Raw genomic sequence first — 18,216 nt, forward strand, 5'->3', positions numbered from 1 at the left:
CGAACTCGATTCAGAAAATACAGATGACATCATCTTCAAAGGGGGAACCATTCTAGGATCCTCTCGTACAAACCCTTACAAGAATGCAGAGGTAGATGTTCCCAAAGTAAGAGCCACAATCGAGAACCTCGGGCTCGATTGTCTCATTGCCATCGGTGGAGATGATACACTCGGCGTTGCCAGTAAACTTTGGAGTGATCATAAATTGCCAGTGATTGGCTGTCCGAAAACGATTGATAACGACCTGAGTTCAACCGATGTGACATTTGGTTTCGATACGTCAATCAATACGGTAATGGAAGCCGTTGACCGTTTACGCACGACGGCAGAATCTCATCGTCGGATCATGGTTGTAGAAACAATGGGACGACATGCCGGCTGGATTGCTCTGTTCTCCGGACTGGCTACCGCAGCCGACTATACTCTGGTTCCGGAAATCGAAATCGATGTCGAACGCATGGTCGATGTTTTGAAAAAACGTCGTGCCAACGGAAAAATGTATGGCATTGTGATTGTCAGTGAAGGTGCCAAATTCAGTGCAGAAGCGGGAGTCACCACGCAGGATGGCGAGGTTGATGATTTCGGTCACGAGAAATTGGGAGGCATTGGTGAAACAGTTGCCAAACTGATCGAAGATCGCACGGGTATCGAAACCAGACACGTGACACTCGGACATTTACAACGAGGTGGTTCTCCCAGTGCATATGACCGCGTACTCGGAACACGTTGCGGTGTCCACGCTGGCTGGTTGGCTTTGAAGCGTCACTTCGGCTACATGGTTGCCTTACGGGGAACACAAGTCGTACCCGTTCCATTAGCAGATGCGGTTGGAGAAATGCGGGCATTGGAACCCAATTTTCTCGAAGAAGCAGATGTTTTCCTGCAATAGAGCGGACAAGTCTTCTCCAATTCAAAAAGACCAGGCGCTGGAAACATCGCCTTTTTTTATGTCCCCTTTCGAGTACGCTCAGGTGACATCCTTGAAATCATGCCTGCCCTGTTCATGAAATGAATTACTTAATAATCTTATCTATTAGGCATTCTTGGTATTCACGCTGGAAAAATCTGCCAGCGCCTGTTTAAGATAGTAGAACAAACTCATGCCCGCTTACCTGCTATTTAGCTTAGCCTGCCAGAGTGAGAGAGTTCTCAACGATTTTAATTTTCTTCCCGGAGGTACTGATGACGTCACGGCGCTTGATTCACTTTCAACCCTTTTTGCTCATATCTGTATTCTGTTTCTGCTCGCTTTTGAATTCACAAAAAATCAATGCAGGTGATGACGGATTCAAATCGATCTTCGATGGGAAAACTCTCAAAAACTGGGACGGCGACCCTCGTTTCTGGTCGGTCAAAGAGGGAGCAATCACTGGGACAACCACGAAGGAAAATCCCACCAAAGGCAATACCTTTATTATCTGGGAGGGAGGAAAGCCAGCTGATTTTGAATTGAAGCTGCAATACAAAATCATCAATGGTAATTCCGGAATACAATACCGAAGCTTCTCAGCTCCCGGTGCCGACAAATGGCGCGTAGGTGGCTACCAGGGTGACTTCGAAGCCGGTGATACCTATTCTGGAATTCTTTACGGCGAACGATTTCGCGGCATTCTCGCTCGACGTGGAGAGAAGACCGTCATTGGAAAGAATCACAAACCCAAAGTCGTCGGTTCTGTCGGTGATACAAATGAGATTCAGAAGAAAATCAAGAAAGAAGATTGGAACGACTATCATATTATCGCCCGCGGAAATCATTTCATCCATAAAATCAATGGCGTAACCACCGTCGATGTGACTGATAACGATGTCGAACAACGACGCGCTGATGGGATTATCGCACTTCAATTACATGCGGGTCCGCCGATGGTGGTGCAGTTCCGCGATATTAAATTAAAAGAATTCCCAAAAGCAAATAAAAGATCCTCCACAGAAGGCGCTAAAAAAAAAGTAGTCCTGATCGCCGGTAAAAAAAGCCACGGCTATGGTTCACACGAACATCGTGCCGGTTGCATCTTACTGGCAGACGCGTTGAACAACAGTGGTCTAGGTATTGAAGCTACTGTAGTTACCGCAGGCTGGCCACAAGATTCCAGTGTGCTGCAGGTGCAGATTCGATTGTCATCTACTGTGATGGCGGTGGTCGGCATCCTTATAATGAGCATTTGGAAGAGTTAAACAAGTTGGCAGAGCAGGGCGTGGGTATGGTCAACATCCATTATGGTGTCGAAGTTCCCAAAGGAGCGTCGGGAGACGCTTTTTTGAATTGGATCGGCGGATACTTCGAAGCCTGGTGGTCAGTGAATCCTCATTGGACTGCTGACTACAAAAACCTGCCCGCTCATCCCATCTCCAAGGGAGTCGCGCCATTTGCCATCAATGATGAGTGGTATTATCACATGCGTTTTCAGCCAGAGATGAAAAACGTACAACCCATTCTGACTGCGATTCCCCCCAAAGAAACACTTAGCCGTCCCGATGGCGCTCATAGTGGAAATCCCGATGTCCGCAAAACAGTAGGGCAACCTCAACATATGGCCTGGGCTTATGAGCGTCCCAATGGCGGACGCGGCTTTGGATTCACCGGCGGTCATTATCACTGGAACTGGGGTCACAATGACTTTCGCAAGCTGGTGTTGAATGCCATTGCCTGGTCTGCCAAAATCGATGTGCCTTCGCAAGGGGTTGCTTCAAAACCTGTCACGATTCAGCAACTCGAAGCCAATCAGGATTATCCCAAATCAAATAAGTATAATCCTGCCCGCATCAAAGCGCTGCTGGCTGAGTGGAATCAATAAGTTGTAACGAAGTAGATTTATTCTGGTATTCGGCGTCAAAAATTATCATCACAAGGAAACTGACTCAATGAAGTATCGTTGTCTTGCCCTCATTCCCGCATTGTTGCTTTACGTGACTTTCGATATCTCAACGCTGTCCGCACAGACCGAACGTACGCCCGCGGAGGCAGTGCCCAGTTTATCGGTGGCTCCCGGTTTAAAGGCAACGCTGTTTGCTTCGGAACCCGATATCAGCAGCCCTTCCAGTATGGACGTCGATTCACAAGGGCGTGTCTGGATCTGTGAAATCGTGAACTATCGCGCGAAAATGCGACCGATTCCAACACGTAAAGCCGGTGATCGTATTGTGGTTCTGGAAGATACGAACGGCGATGGTAAGTCTGATAAGACAACCGTTTTTTATCAGGGACCCGAACTGGATGGTTCACAGGGAATCTGTGTGCTGGGGAATCAAGTTATCGTTGCTGCTCCGCCGAATGTGTTTCTCTTTACCGATGAAAATAACGATAACAAAGCAGATAAGAAAGAGTTACTTTTCACAGTCACAGGCGGCGAGCACGATCATTCAGCTCATGCTGCTATCTTCGGACCCGATGGAAAGCTGTACTGGAACTTTGGGAATAGCGCCAAGCAAGTCTTTGATAGTGCAGGCAAACCAATGTTGGAGAGCAATGGTCGACCGGTACTTGATAATGGAAAGCCTTACTGGGGCGGCATGGTATTTCGTTGTAATCTGGATGGAAGTGACTTCGAAGTACTAGGGCATAACTTCCGAAATAATTATGAAATTACCGTCGATTCTTTCGGCACGCTGTGGCAGTCCGATAACGACGATGATGGCAACCGTGGCGTACGTATTAATTATGTGATGGAATACGGAAACTATGGTTACCTTGACCAACGGACGGGCGCACGCTGGAGGGAACCCCGCACGGGCATGCATGAGGAAATTCCATTAAGGCACTGGCACCTTCGTGATCCGGGAGTGGTTCCTAATTTGCTACAGACAGGTGCCGGTTCCCCCACAGGAATCCTGGTTTACGAAGGTTCCCTCCTCCCGAAAAAATATCATGGAGAAATGATTCACGCGGATGCCGGTCCGAATGTCGTCCGGGCTTATCCTGTTAAAAAAGAGGGAGCGGGTTACAAAGCGGAAATTGCCAATATCATCACCAGCGAAAAAGATAACTGGTTCCGACCTTCTGATGTTTGTATTGCCCCCGATGGTTCACTGTTCGTTGCCGACTGGTATGATCCCGGCGTTGGCGGACACCGAATCGGTGACCAGAAACGCGGACGCATCTTCCGGATTGCACCTGCCGACGCGAAGTATCAATTCGACAAACTCGACCTGAGTTCGGTAGCAGGTGCCATCGCGGGTATCAAAAGTCCGAATCTGGCAACACGCTATCTGGCCTGGAACAAATTGCATGCGTTGCAGGAGCAGGCGTTACCAGAGTTAGAAGAGTTGTATCAGTCTGACAACCAGAGGTTCCGCGCTCGCGCCCTCTGGCTGTTAGCAAAAATCAAAGGCAAGACCGAACATTATGTCTCGCTCGCGATTAAGGATTCCAACCCTGATATCAGAATCACCGGTTTGCGCGCCGCCCGGCGGTATGGCCTGGATGTCATTCCTTATGTGCAGCAACTGGTAAATGATGCCTCCCCGCAAGTCCGGCGCGAATGCTTGATCGCCTTACATCACAATCAGGCTTCAGCGGCACCAGGTCTCTGGGTCAAGCTGGCTAATCAATATGACGGAAAGGATCGCTGGTATCTGGAAGCACTCGGAATTGGCATGGATGAGCAGGAACGGAAATTCATTTCCGCCTGGCTCAAGCAGGCTGGTGACAAGTGGGATACGCCCGTGGGCCGTGATCTGCTCTGGCGATCCAAAATACCGCTGGCCGTGCCTTATCTGGTCAAAATTATTGAGGACCCGAACACGAAACTGGATACACTGCCCCGCTACTTCCGCGCACTGGACTTCATTTCCGGCAAGGAAAAAAACACAGCGGTCGCAGAACTGGCGTTGTTGAAAGAGCCTGGAAATAAAAAACGTGAAACCTATGTCATCGCTGAAGCCATTTCGCGGATTCCCGCGAAGGTCGTGATGGAGGATGCCAAGTATCAACAGGCATTGAAGCAGGTCATCGACAGTAGCAGTGGAACTCCCGAGTTTACAAAGCTCGTTGCAAAATTTAAGGCGTCTGACTATTATCCCGCGCTGGTAGCGCTTGCCAGTCAGTCCGGTAAATCACAGTCCGCCGTCGATGCGATCAGCGCTGCTCTGACTTTGAAACTGAATGGTTTGATTCGGAAATCCCTGCAAGGGAAAGCTGATACTGAAAAAGAACAAAATCAGAAACTTGATCTAATCTGGGCGCTGGGAAGTTCCGGTCACAATGGTGCCAATGGGATCCTGTTAAATCTAATCAAAGACAATCAGGAGCCGCTGGTAGATCGACGAGAGGCTGTGCGGGCTATCGCCAAGTCTCGCAAGGGGGCGCATGCGCTGCTGGACCTGGCAGAGAAAGGTCCGTTTGAATCCCAGTTGAAACCAACCACCGCTGCCGCGATGTCATCAACGATTATGAAAGATGTGAAAGAGCGAGCCGCAAAACTGTTCCCGGCTCCGCCAACTAAAGATAACAAACCGGTACTTCCCATTAATGTCCTGGCGGGCATGAAGGGAGATCCCGCGGATGGGCGTGTCATGTTCAACACCAAAGGTACGTGTGCCAAGTGTCACGTAGTCAATGGCATGGGGAAAGAGGTCGGTCCGAATCTGTCAGAGATTGGCAAGAAGCTGAGTCGCCAGGCACTGTTTGAATCCATCCTGTTTCCCAGCGCCGGCATCAGTCACAACTACGAATCGTACACGATCATTCTGAATTCCGGGAATATCGTGAATGGTCTCCTGGTGAATAAAACCGCTGATGCCATCACGCTCAAAGATATTGAAGCAATCTCGCGTACATTCAAAATGGATGACATTGAGGAAATCGTTCCCCAAAAAATTTCACTCATGCCAGCCGACCTGCAGAAAGTGTTGACTCAGGAAGAGCTCATCAACATTGTCGAATATATGACCACCCTCAAAAAAGCCAAAACCGTCCAGAAAGCCAGTCGGTAAGCCAGGGCTGGGGAACCATTAATTCAATGATTCCCCAGATTCAGGATGTCCTGTTTTAACCGACCTGTGAATTTGTGGTTCTACTCTGTTTTGAGTTTCGACTAAAACTCCGAAACTATTTCGTTCCGCCGGTGTTTAAATCCTGGTAGTTAAAAGATACCTGGAATGATGAACACAAAATCTCTTAAGAGCGGGAGAACCACATGCTAGTAGCGCCGTCGGTCCGTATTGTGCTGGGGCTTTTTATTTGTGCTTTCAGTTTATTGGCAGTTGAAGATGCCGCCGCTCAGAAAAAGAGACGTAACAGCGGACTTCGTAAGCCCGGTGAAGTAATTACCCGACCTGATAGGGGCGAAGAACGCTGGAAAAATCAACTGGAAGTCGGGAAGGTTGCGCCAGAGTTTACCCTCCCTCTGTTGCAGCAGAACAATCAACGAAAAGCACCATCAGACAACGCGTCTGCGACAAAGAAATCAGCAGATAAGAAGAAAGAGCAAACTGTCTCACTTCATGATTTGCGAGCGAAACAGCCTGTCGTGCTGATCATAGGCAGTTTTACTTGTCCTCCGTTTCGCAACCAACTTGAAGGAGTTGATAAGGTTTTCGATCAATTCAAGGATCGGGCTCAGTTCCTGTTGGTTTACGTTCGTGAGGCGCACCCCGATTCGATTTTGTCAGTCATCGGTGAGAATGGACGTGAGGCATTGCAAAAAATTCCTCAGCCGAAAGATCTCTCGACACGCGTCTCAAACGCGAGCATATGTCAGAGGACAAAGGACCTTGATATTCCGATTGCAGTCGACAAAATTGATAATCGCGTCGGGAAGGCATATGCAGGTTGGCCAAATCGAATGGTCGTCGTGGGTACCGATGGGCGAATTCTCTTTGCAACAGATTCTTCGCCGCGCGGAACCAACGCAGGCAGCTTACAGGACTGGCTCACAGAAAATTTGACGAAAAGCGGTAGCTAGTCTGTATCCAGGTTTATTGTAGCGTCTCCAGGACCATTTGGATCAAGTAAAATAGTTTTGAAGCCGCTATGGTTAAATTGGACGCGCTCTAGTTGAGAAAGTATTTAATTCATCAGACGGTCTCTAATTATTCGCGCTGGTTCACTCTTTTGTAACTTTGGTTCCAGGCAAGATTTCGAAATTCAATTCAAATTCGATCAAAGTTGACTGGAGTTTTGCGAGTATCAATGGGTCCCCTTCCAGTCTGGCCTTACCCTGAATAATCTGCTGTGCCAGCGTGGTTTTTTGGATCATGACATCGATCAGGTCAGCGCGATTGATTGTAATTGTGAGATCCGCTTTTGGCGCCTGGAATCCTTTTAGTACAGTCAGCGTTGCATTGCTCATTTCAATCACGAGCTTTTCGCCATTATCGGGTGTGATCAGATTGATTGTGAACTGCATCCCCTCCGCCTTGCTGCTATCAACGCGGATTCCGAGATACTCCAGAAACAGCACGGTCGACATGGCACGGATCGCATCCGGTCCGGCCGTTTTGACATTGTTGCCCTGCCTGATGCCGTTACGCAGCTCGAAAGCGCCCGCCAGAAAGCTATTGCGGACACTCGGACTTTCCTGCTGGTAGCCTAGCTGCTCGAAGATATCAGCTAGCAGATCTTTGGCTTCCTGATTTTCAGGTTCTGCCTGAACCAGTTTGTTGAGAATTTCCATCGCCAACTTGTACTTGCCGGCTGTGTAGAGTTCTTTCCCTTTTTTGATAATGGGATCGGCACCTCCCATCATTTCAACATAGAGTGGTGCAGATTCGGAGGGTGACAATGGGATCAGAGTCGTCGGGTTGCAGTCCCAATAACCAAGGTATTTATTGACGACACCACGCACATTGTGTTCTACCGAACCGTGGTAGCCGCGGGCAGCCCAGTGATTTTGCAGACTCTTGGGCACTTTGAATTCATTGTGGATAGTGTTGATCGTGGAGCCCTGATTGGCCAGATTGAGTACCTGATTATTCATGTTGGCGTAGATGTCCCGTTGTACGCGCATGATTTCCTGAATGCGCTCATTACCCCAGCGTGGCCAGTTGTGTGAGCCGAACATCACTTCCGCTTCCTGTCCAAAAAGATAAAGCGTGCGGTTGATCTCGCGCGACCAGTTGAGGGCATCGCGCAGGGCGGCACCGCGTAGTGTATAAATATTGTGAATTGAATTCACGATATTTTCAGCGATCCACAGGGCTTTCCATTCAGGAAAATACGTATTCATTTCTGCGGGCGCTTCGGTGTCTGGCGTAAGCTGGAAAACCATTTTTAAGCCGTCGATGGTAATCTCTTCGAGATCTTTGAAAATTTCTCGCGACGGTACAATGAGTCCGATATTGCCTCGTGAAATGTTTTTACCGATCGCCTGATCCACATGGCCATAAGGGCTTGCGTCAAGCAGTGTGCCATATTGGTAATACATGCGGCGGTTCATGGCATTTCCCGCGTAGACGTTTTCAGATACGACATGTTTCTGGAAGTTGCCCGGCACGATAATCGGAATCTTGCCGGAGCGTACGTCCTCTTCCTTAATCAGGCCGCGCACGCCTCCCCAGTGATCAGCGTGAGTATGTGAATGCACTACGGCGACAATTTCACGCTTGCCCAGATGTTTGGTCACCAGCTTATAGGCGGCTCTGGCAGTTTCCGGGCTCATACCAGTATCAAATATAATCCAACCCGTCTTGCCTTTGACGAATGTGATGTTGGCCAGGTCAAAGCCACGCACCTGATAAATTTTATCCTTTAATACTTCATACAGGCCAAAATTCATGTTAAGTCTGGACTGTCGCAGCAACGAAGGATGGATGCTGTAGAAGGTCGCATCCTTTTTGTTGAGAAAGTCGTATCGGCCCATATCCCACGCGACATGTCCGGCGTCTGCTTTGATCTGCGTGTAGTCTGGGGCAGCGATGAAACCTCGTTTGAATTCCTCGAAGTCCCGTCTGTCATTGAATGGCAATGACTTTTGTATTTCTTTGTGCAGCGCGATCGTATGCTCGGAAGGGGGCTTCCCTTTTTTATCAAAGTGCTTGATTTCCTTCGCCAATGAAATGCTGGCAAAGCTCATAAAACAAGCAGCGACCGCTATGGCCGTATTGAAAATTCGTGTCATCATCTTTTCCCTGGTAGTTTTGCAATCGAAGCATTCTGTTTGAGAGCTTGATCACCCGATGAGGTGGGCACGGAAGAAATCCTGTTTGTCGAACGAATCGACGAAGCGATCATTTGTTTAACGTGTGAGACTTTGATGTCTGGTCCCTCAAAGTGAATCAGTCCACGCGTCACTGCTTCTTGAAAGGAAATCTTTCCGTGCAACATAGCGGCGAGCACTGATTCAGCCGTACTGACAACCACATCACCCGGCGCTGCGCCTTTGACATGTGGCTGTAGTTTGAATTTTCCATCCTTGATCACAATTCGGCTCCAGAGCGAGACATCGACCAACACAATCGACAAGCCAAGCGAAGGGTTCTCTGATGATAAATCCTGCATGACCCGTTCGAGGCGTTGGTTGAAGGCCATAAGTTTTCCGACCGCGCCGTGAAAACCTGTTGCGTTCTTTTTCGGATTGATGAGCGTCACTCGTTTTTCGTCGGCCGCTTTGCGCAATGCCACGGCGATAGCGTAAGTGCTGGGATGTGGTGCTGTCAGAAACGCAGGGGTCGCTACATGGTAGCCACATGCGATTGCCCGTGATGAATCATTAACCCGTGATGAGCCATCAAATAACAATAAAAAGGGCAAAATCGATTTCATTACCGATGCTGCCACATTTGAAACTTTCACCTTGATCTCCAGTTGTGTCACGCCGGACTTCTATTGCATACGCAATACGGGATGCGTCTGTTTGAATTCAATTATGATCCATAAAACAGGTGCAAGCAGGCAGAAGACCTTTTTCACAACCACCACAGCCGATTTATCAGTTTGGTGTTGATCCACCGAAGTACAAAAGATTTTTAATGGTTCCTGTCATGGTAGAAATAGGGCCGATTACACACTGATACATAAGATAACATACTCGTATACAAGATAGTAGGCGTGAAAGATCAGGTGACGAGTCTGCAGAAAGTGAAAAAGTAATATTGATTGCCCCGAACTGGAATGGAGTTCATGATTTCAGGCGTTTCAGATTACAGATTAATTATCTGATAAGCTATGATAGTCTGATATAGGAGCGATACTTTCTGCGTTTTACTAGCCTGTATTGAGAAATCGAAATGACTAAAACCACTCGTTATCGTGAAATTGAAGTTGCTGGCACGCCGCGCGATATGGGGCGACAACTCGGCGATGCCGCTCGTGATGAAGTTCGCTCATTTTGTGAAGTTGCCTTGGAGCGATTGAGTCAGACGATGCAAGTCGACAGCGATCAGGCAAAAGATTTAGCCGCGCGTTGTCAGCCTTTTGCGGAAACTTACAGCCCCGATTCGATTGAAGAATTACAAGGTATTGCCGAGGCTGCAGACGTCCCTTTCTGGAAATTGATGTTATTGCAAATTCGTAATCAGTTCACAGCAGAACCTGATTCCGGTTGCACTTCACTCAGTCTGCCAGCGAATGCGGAACGAGGTGCCATCGTTGCACAGAACTGGGACAATGATCCGGCCCTTGATCCCTTCACCATTGTTCTGACACGTCGGCCCGTTGGGAAACCGGCTTTGATGAATCTGACACAGGTGGGATTAATCGCGTATGTCGGCTTCAACGAGGCAGGAGTTGGCGCGTGTTTGAATTCACTACCGGCACCAAGTCGGCCGTTGGGAGTGCCTCATTACTTTACGTTACGCGAATTGTATGAAGCATCCACACTTGATGAAGCAGTCAACGCAATCCAGAGAGCGGAACGTGCGATTCCGGCGAATATTATGTTGACGACGCCCGAAGGGCCAGCCAATCTCGAAGTTTTTATTGATGATGTGCGGGTTCTGCGCCCCGCTGAAACAAGCTGGATTACGCATACCAATCATTGTCTGCATCCGGATTTCTGTGAATACAACGAACAGTTTCCGGAACTGATCGGCTCCCATCCCCGCAAAGTCCGCATCGATGCACTACTTGATGCCGGTACCAGCGAATTCAGCCTTGAAGAAATCAAAACAGCATTGAGGGACCATCAAGGTCATCCCCGATCCATTTGTCGGCATGATAATGATGATGAATCCACCGGATTCTGGAAGACGGTATTTTCTGTGATTATCGAGACCGAACAAAACCGAATGCATGTCTCGCGGGGAACACCCTGTAATTCCCCCTATGAAATATATCAACTTTAAAACGGTTGATCGTACCCATTATGAAGGGGAAAAATTCTTTACTCCGCCTTGAAAACTCAATTCCGTCTCATGGCCCACTTGAAGCTTACTGCAAAGAATCAACTCGCACATTTCGTCAATCGCGGTGTCCGTCATTTCCGGGTAGCAAGGCAGGAACAGCGTTTGATTTAACAGTTCGGTAGCGCGAGGACAGTTGAAGCTGGACTGATCAGAGGCGGGCGGCACCACTGTCAGTCGTCCGCGCTGTGTGGTGTCGAAACCATGTTTTTGTAAGTGCCTCTTGAGTGCATCTGGTTGATTGGTGAGGAAGGGGAAGAGCCAGAAACTATGGCGGGAGTCGAGGAGTTCTGGTTGTGATTTCTCCAGCCCCAACTTGTCGATGAGGCGTAAAGCGTGTTTAGTGCGAAGATTGATCCGTCGGGAATCGTAGGTTTGCAAACGATGTTTCAGCAGCCTGAGTATTCCTATACTCGGTTGTTGGCGCAACTGGTGGAGCAAATTACTCTCGGAAAAACCGCGGGTCAACCCGCCGAGGATGTCATCAACGTTCTTTCCCAGCCGTTTACCGATCGCAGTGAGGATTCCAAAAACCCTTTTGGTCGAGATTGCTTTCAGAACCGTGAGTTTGCAGATTTTGAATGTGAGCTGCCTGCCGATTTGAACGGGTTCATGATTTTGAAGATCGCGCATACGTGCGAGAATGTCTGGGTCACGCACGCGACAGAGTGCTCCGCCCAGCGCTGTTGCGGTTTTTATGGTTCCAAAGCTGAAGAGACTGGCGTCTGCCTGCATGTTGCCTCGCCAGTCTGGTTCACACCACGCTTGCGCACAATCTTCTACAACCAGCAAATTGTGTTTGCGGGCTAATTCCAGTATTTCTTGAATATCAGGCCGCGCACCGAACAGGTGGGATATGACGAGGAGTTTTGAGCGTGAAGTAATAGCGTTCTGCAAGGCAGATCGATCAATGTGGTAGTCACTGCCACTTACATCAACGGGCACAGGGATCAGGTCATGAGCTTCAGCGATGAGAGGCATATCTTGAACAGTCACTGCAGAGAAGAGAACTTCTGATCCTATCGGTAATTTGAGAGCTTGTAACAGCAGGTCGAATCCACTGCGGACGGAAAGGCACGCCAGTGCGTCATTGCCTCCTTCCGACCAGACCTGCTCCAGCGTTTCTTGAGCGACTTGCCTGCTTCCAGGTCGGAGCGAACTGAAGAAGCCATAGCATAAGTCGCGCCAGCCAATGTCGAGCCTTAAGCGAATCCACATTTGTTTGCCCTTTTGAATCTTGCAGTGTTTCCCGGATGATTATAATTCACACATTCAATTCTTGAGTGAGTCCACAAGCTGTGAAGGTTGACCATACTTTCGATAAAACTGATTCTGAAACAATTCTTGCGGATCATAGGTCTTCTTTAATTCAAAAAACGGTTTTGCTTGAGGATACGCCCTGTGAAACTGTTCTGGTGTCGCGTGTAGTCGATAGGGAAGGTAATACCGTCCCTCTGCCTGGAGTGCCGCTTCAATCAATTCCTTAGACAGGGCTTCCATTTTCCTGTCACCGTCCTCTGTCCGAGGTTGATAAAACAGCAGGACAAACGCAAATAACCGTTGATCAGCGTATCGGAGAAACGTATCTTCATCAACTTCGACCTGACGAATCGTGACGTTCAGCAGATCTTGTTCGTGACGCGGGATAATTTCACGTAACGCTTTGGTGAATTGTGCGAGACCTGACTTCGGCACAAAATATTCATGGAGTATATCGGTGTAGTCTGCCGAGCGGTTCTCAAAGACTTCGACACCCTCATTGAGTAATTGATTCCGGGAATAATAACTCTGTTGCACTTGGGGTTGTAGTTTTGTCTCTGCCTTCCAACGCAGTTTTTTTCCGTAGTCACTCTCACTGGAGCCTCGGAAAATGTGACGTCGAATTGTCGCGAGCCCTGGTTTGGCAAGATCAGGCATCGACTCACCAGGAGCGGGATCTCGATACAGAACATTGATGACGACTTCCTGCAGAAACTGATCGGAAGCAATATTCATCCGGGCGAATGTCATCGCAACGTCGGCATCTTCAAGCATCTTGTCGAATGTGCTTAACGCTTCTTCAACAGGGATGATCGATTGCTCTAAGCGGTATCGTTCATTGGGTACGACTCGTAAATCGACATCGAGGATAACACCAAATAAGCCATACCCTCCTAAAGCCAGCGAAAACAGTTCTCTGTTTTCGGAACGACTACAATTGACGATGGATCCATCGGCTAGCATCAGCCGAAACGATTCCACCGACGAGGCGATGGGGGGGCGACCATATTGCCAGCCATGACAGTTCACGCTGACAGAACCACCGACCGTGAAAGAATTGTTCGATTGCATGATGGCGACGGACTTTCCGCGCTGATCGAGCCAAGGAATGATTTCGCTCCATTTTGCCCCTGATTGAACGTGCAACAAGTTCGCTTTTTCATCCAGCGACATTTTGTTGAAAGGCGTCATGTCAATCATGATGCCGCCGGGAATCAGTGTATGTCCGCCCATGCTATGCCGTGCGCCGGCAATCGAGATTTCTAATCCCTCACGTCTTGCTCGCTCAAAGAGCCGCGCCAGTTGTGCTTCCGCTTCTTTGGGATTGAGGGGAACGGGCCAGACCTCGCTGACTTCCGTTAAATTCATCCGACTGGCGTCATCTACAAAGCCTTCGGGAGCAAGTTCACGTGCTTCGGAATCCTGCCAGGCGGTTTGAGCTAAGTGCAGTATTGGCCGACTGATAACAACTGCCATCAGTATTAAAAATAACAAAGTAAAAACGACGCAATTTCGCCTCAGTCTGCTCGTCTTACAACGTTTTGGAAATAAGAATAATGCTCGCATCATGGTCTCCCCCTTAAAGATCTAACAATCATTAAGGCGAAATTGAGGGGAAAATATCACGGCTTATTAAAAATATTTCTAAACTTCATGGACTTCTTTATCGAGATCAGCTGCCTTAACACAGCTTGAGTGGCTTACATAACTCGCGATCACTTCAACCAGTTTTTTACGGTCAACTGGTTTGGTGAGGTAGTCGTCGCATCCTGCGTCCAGACACTTTTGACGATCGCCGCTCATGGCATGGGCAGTTAAGGCAATGATGGGGCCGTGGAAATCAGCGTCTCTTAATTGACGTGTGGCGCCGTAGCCGTCTAGCACAGGCATTTGCATGTCCATTAGAATGGCATCAAAGGGGACTCCCTCCTGCATGGCTTTCGTCGCCAGTTCAAATGAAATCTGACCATTGTCTGCCAGTGTGACGATTGCCCCTGCCTTTTTCAGAATGAAGCTGATCAATCTCTGGTTATCCGGACCGTCTTCAGTAAGCAGGATGCGTTGGTTCTGCAATGGAAATTCTGTCTCTGGTATTTTGGGAGGGTTTAACGTTTCGGTGACAATGGTTGTACCATTTTCCAGTAGTCTAATGCCATCTAACGCGCCAGTCTGAATTGTGATTGAAAACGTACTTCCCTCTCCGATCGCACTGGAGACTGCAATTTTGCCGCCGAGCAGTTTTGCCAGTCGATTGCAGATAGTCAAACCCAGTCCTGTTCCACCAAATTTACGAGTTACGGAATTGTCTTCCTGCACAAACGGCAAGAAGAGTTTTTCGATACTTTCTTCGGCGATTCCAATACCTGAGTCGATCACATCGAACTGAATTTTTGGTTTTTGAGACTGAGTATCCAACAGACGAGTGACAATCTGAACCGATCCCGTTTCTGTGAATTTAATCGCATTACCCAAAACATTGATGAGAATTTGTCGTAGTCGAGTGGGGTCAGTACAAATAATTTCGGGAAGCGGTCCATCAAAGCGAACATCCAAAGGTAAGCCTTTCGCGTCTGCACGGACCTTCATCAAAGAGAACACATTATCGATCAGCGCATGTGGCGAGCAACTGATCTGTTCTACTTGAAGTTTTCCAGACTCGATTTTGGATAAGTCGAGAATGTTGTTTATGAGTTTAAGGAGATATTCGCCGTTCTCTTTAACGGTGAGAGCGGCATCAATGTCTCCCGGATGAGTGGCGTTGTCCAGGATGATGTCATTGAATCCCAGAATCGCGGTCATCGGTGTTCGAATTTCGTGGCTCATGTTAGCAAGAAACTCGCTTTTGGTCCGATTGGCAGTTTCTGCTGCTTCTTTGGCATGCAGTAATTCTTTTTCAGCCCGTTTACGAGAGGTGATTTCCGTTCCGTAGAGATTGACATAGTTCTCTTTATTAATAGGCGTCATGGTCAATGCATAAAAATTCTCATCCGCATTGATTTCAATTCGCACGGAACTCGTTAAAGCTAGTGCTTCTTGACAAGGTGCATAGATTTCTCCGGGCAGTGGATCGCCAATCTGCACTCCCCAGTCTTTGAGTAGAATGTTGCTCGCGGAATTTGCGTAAAGCAGAATTCCCTGAGCTGACGCGCGAAGAACCGGATTAATATTTTCGTCGGGGAAACGTGACAATCGCTCAATTTCTCTGGATGCACGCTGCTGTTCAGAGATGTCAAGCACGATGGCAACAAACACGGGCTTCTCATCCAGTACCGATGTTTCCAGATGTATTTGCACAGGGTACTCAGAACCATCTTTCCTGCGATGAATGGTCGTGAATTCAAAATGGTCTTGCGTTCCTTCGATCAGAGGTGCCAGCATTTTTGCAAAAGATTCTGGAGTTTCTTGTGGTTTGATGTCAACCGGTGTCAGAGTTCGCAGCTCTTCCATGCTGTAGCCAATGTTGTTAATCGCACCTTGATTGACGTGTATAAAATTATAAGTACCAATGTCAATAATATAGATTTCGTTTTGAGATCGGTCGAGAATATGACCAAAAGCGCTTAACTGTTCGGCCTTACGGTTTGCGATTAAGAGATCTCTGGCCTGTTGTTTTAATTCTTCGGTTTGTTGTTCCAGAATGTGGTTTTTATCCAAAATCATCTGGTTTGCAGAATGTAAATCCTGTGTACGACTTTTGACTTCTGCTTCTACATGTTCGTTGGTTGCCTCCAGCTCAGCGCGTTGAGAAGCCATCGATTTCATTTCTCGCAGACTCTGAGTAATGGCAATGATCAGGAAAATGTCTTCAAACACGACCCAGGCGCCATGTTCGAACACGCGCCAGGGGCTCACTGTGAGAACTCCATATACCGCTTGCGGGTCAAAGATTCCGAAAGCAACATGATCGATGACGACAACAGTTGTGGCAGAAGCAAGAACACGCCAGTCTCGATAAAAGGCAAGAAACGCCAGGGAACCAAAAATATGAAAGTGCGTTTCAATGCGACCCCCACTCAGATGGATTAAGAGTGAAGACATCAACATTTGACTGATGGCGATCACGTGGCGGGTTAAAGTCGAACCGGGACGGAAATAAGCAAGAAAAACCGGGAATACGGTAATCAGACCACCTAGTACAATTGCTGCGCAGACATGAACGTGAGTCTCACTATAGGACCCAATCCATGTGCGAGGGGAGAGCCAGATTGCTGTGCAGATACTGGCGAACCACTGTATGACCATCAGGGCGGCAAAAAGTCGGTCGGTTCTTTGGAAAAGTTCCTTACGATTTTCCCCGAACAGTTTATCTGCACGTTGTGAAATATCACGCTTCGGTGGTGTTGCCGATATTATTGTTGTGGACATACTTGATTTTCCTTGCCGCTTGTTTCGGTTCGATCCTGTAAAAGGCAGCCGTAAACGAATGTTTGTTTTGTTTCCGCAGTCTTGTTCATCAGCATTGCTTCAATCGCACTTCTTCCGGCATTCTCTCCGGAATGACCTCTCGATCCGGTGATGCCACCTTGAAACAGCAAGCGACCATTCGCATCATAAAGCAAAACGTATCCAGAGGTGGTTGATTGAAAAGTCTTGGCTTCGAAGCCTTCCTGATCAGAAGAAACTGCGACACCGGGAATTTCTGCCGCGGAATACCAAAGATCTGTTTTTTTCCAGCCAGCCGAAAACTTTGATGAGTTGAAGAACAGCACACGCGCATCGATTTTTTCGCCACAATGAGTCATCAAAAGGGACAACTCACCAATACTGGCACGAGTACAAGGGCAGTGAGGATGTGCAAACATTATAAGAGTGCTGCCATTTTGATTGTGTTTTAGCAAACTCTGAACGGGCCAATATCGTGGAGACGTGGTTTGCTCTCCCGGAGTACCCTGATACTTCCAGAGGGCCGACATTCCAATTCCTACCAGACAAGTCCAGATGAGTGTCAGTACAATGAATACGATTCGGCGATCGAAAAATCCCCGATCGGAATCTACGATTCGCTGCACTCTGTCGACGGTATTCGGTTCTTTTGGATTCATCATGATCGGTAGTGAAGTGGATCTTATATTCAGGTTGCATTACACCTTTTTATCGAGTGCGAAACGCAACATGGATGGTTAATAAATTGCTTTGATCTGCTTGTGTCTGTACAAGGTTCTCTCAACTTGTCAGATTTACAGATAGGACATGTATGACAACAATAGGTTGCATTTTGGCAACGTTGTGGCGAATTAGCTTAAAATGAGAAATGAGTTAGATGGAATTCAATGGCCTCTGTGATGAGGCCTTACAACCCTCAGAAAGAACCGCAATGAGGGAGGGTTTACCATGAACGTTTACAATTCACTTCTTTCTTTGAAAGGTTTAGAAAAGGGATCAACTGCAGATAGTGTAAGCCTATTTCCTCTTCTACGAATAAGTACCCAATAAAAAAATGAGAAATTGAACTGACGCCTGTTGACGATGATCATCTCCGTGTCTGTTTCAACAGGGGTAATTTATTTACCTGACACCACTGCGCTGATCGGAAAAATTCATGATGTGCATGGCAGGGATGTTTTTCAGGTGCCTTCCATTTGCTAAGAGAAAAGGCTGATGTTAAGGTTTAAGTGATCGGTGATCCTCCCGTATTTGGCAGTCAAGTGCTGACAAGACACGCTTGCAAAAATCACTCTC

12 protein-coding genes are annotated in these 18,216 nt (G+C 47.9%); 6 read left to right on the forward strand and 6 right to left on the reverse strand.

Annotation, left to right across the window (positions count from 1 at the left end; genetic code table 11):
* From Q0668_RS25285 to Q0668_RS25305, 5 genes are all read left to right on the forward strand, one after another.
* On the forward strand, positions 1-889 hold an 889-nt coding region (locus Q0668_RS25285; protein ID WP_298869341.1), incomplete at its 5' end, for an ATP-dependent 6-phosphofructokinase.
* Positions 890-1,182: 293 nt separating this feature from the next.
* A complete protein-coding gene (locus Q0668_RS25290; protein WP_298869342.1) occupies positions 1,183-2,175 on the forward strand; it encodes a DUF1080 domain-containing protein in 993 nt (330 codons plus the stop codon).
* Positions 2,163-2,795, forward strand: a complete 633-nt coding sequence (locus Q0668_RS25295) for a ThuA domain-containing protein (RefSeq protein ID WP_366918994.1) — start codon at positions 2,163-2,165, stop codon at positions 2,793-2,795. The genes Q0668_RS25290 and Q0668_RS25295 overlap by 13 nt, the downstream gene beginning before the upstream one ends.
* Positions 2,796-2,862: 67 nt before the next feature.
* A complete protein-coding gene (locus Q0668_RS25300; RefSeq protein ID WP_298869344.1) occupies positions 2,863-5,931 on the forward strand; it encodes a PVC-type heme-binding CxxCH protein in 3,069 nt (1,022 codons plus the stop codon).
* Between the two features lie 203 nt (positions 5,932-6,134).
* A complete protein-coding gene (locus tag Q0668_RS25305) occupies positions 6,135-6,902 on the forward strand; it encodes a deiodinase-like protein (protein WP_298869345.1) in 768 nt (255 codons plus the stop codon).
* A 141-nt stretch (positions 6,903-7,043) separates the two neighbouring features.
* On the opposite strand, the gene Q0668_RS25310 is transcribed toward Q0668_RS25305, so the two are convergent.
* Both Q0668_RS25310 and Q0668_RS25315 read right to left on the reverse strand, forming a co-directional pair.
* Positions 7,044-9,059, reverse strand: coding sequence for an alkyl sulfatase dimerization domain-containing protein (locus Q0668_RS25310; protein WP_298869346.1), 2,016 nt, complete (start codon positions 9,057-9,059; stop codon positions 7,044-7,046).
* A complete protein-coding gene (locus tag Q0668_RS25315) occupies positions 9,056-9,730 on the reverse strand; it encodes a hypothetical protein (RefSeq protein WP_298869347.1) in 675 nt (224 codons plus the stop codon). The genes Q0668_RS25310 and Q0668_RS25315 overlap by 4 nt, the downstream gene beginning before the upstream one ends.
* A gap of 434 nt (positions 9,731-10,164) precedes the next feature.
* Here Q0668_RS25315 and Q0668_RS25320 point away from each other — a divergent pair, with 434 nt between their 5' ends.
* Positions 10,165-11,220 carry a C45 family peptidase gene (locus Q0668_RS25320; RefSeq protein WP_298869348.1) on the forward strand — a complete coding sequence of 352 codons (1,056 nt, stop codon included), beginning with the start codon at positions 10,165-10,167 and terminating at the stop codon, positions 11,218-11,220.
* An 18-nt stretch (positions 11,221-11,238) separates the two neighbouring features.
* Here Q0668_RS25320 and Q0668_RS25325 read toward each other — a convergent pair whose 3' ends face one another.
* The 4 genes from Q0668_RS25325 to Q0668_RS25340 all read right to left on the reverse strand — a co-directional run bounded on the left by Q0668_RS25325 (position 11,239) and on the right by Q0668_RS25340 (position 17,582).
* Positions 11,239-12,495 carry an aminotransferase class I/II-fold pyridoxal phosphate-dependent enzyme gene (locus tag Q0668_RS25325; RefSeq protein ID WP_298869350.1) on the reverse strand — a complete coding sequence of 419 codons (1,257 nt, stop codon included), beginning with the start codon at positions 12,493-12,495 and terminating at the stop codon, positions 11,239-11,241.
* Between the two features lie 54 nt (positions 12,496-12,549).
* Positions 12,550-14,106: an FAD-binding oxidoreductase gene (locus Q0668_RS25330; protein ID WP_298869351.1), complete on the reverse strand. Its 1,557-nt coding sequence runs from the start codon at positions 14,104-14,106 to the stop codon at positions 12,550-12,552.
* A 75-nt stretch (positions 14,107-14,181) separates the two neighbouring features.
* Entirely contained in the window at positions 14,182-16,902 is a 2,721-nt protein-coding gene (locus Q0668_RS25335; protein ID WP_298869352.1) for an ATP-binding protein, read from the reverse strand.
* Positions 16,887-17,582, reverse strand: coding sequence for a hypothetical protein (locus Q0668_RS25340; protein ID WP_298869353.1), 696 nt, complete (start codon positions 17,580-17,582; stop codon positions 16,887-16,889). Before Q0668_RS25340 ends, Q0668_RS25335 begins: the two co-directional genes overlap by 16 nt.
* Positions 17,583-18,216 lie beyond the last annotated feature (634 nt).

Origin of the sequence: uncultured Gimesia sp. (assembly GCF_937910335.1) — a bacterium.
In the GTDB taxonomy this organism is placed as follows: Bacteria; Planctomycetota; Planctomycetia; order Planctomycetales; family Planctomycetaceae; genus Gimesia.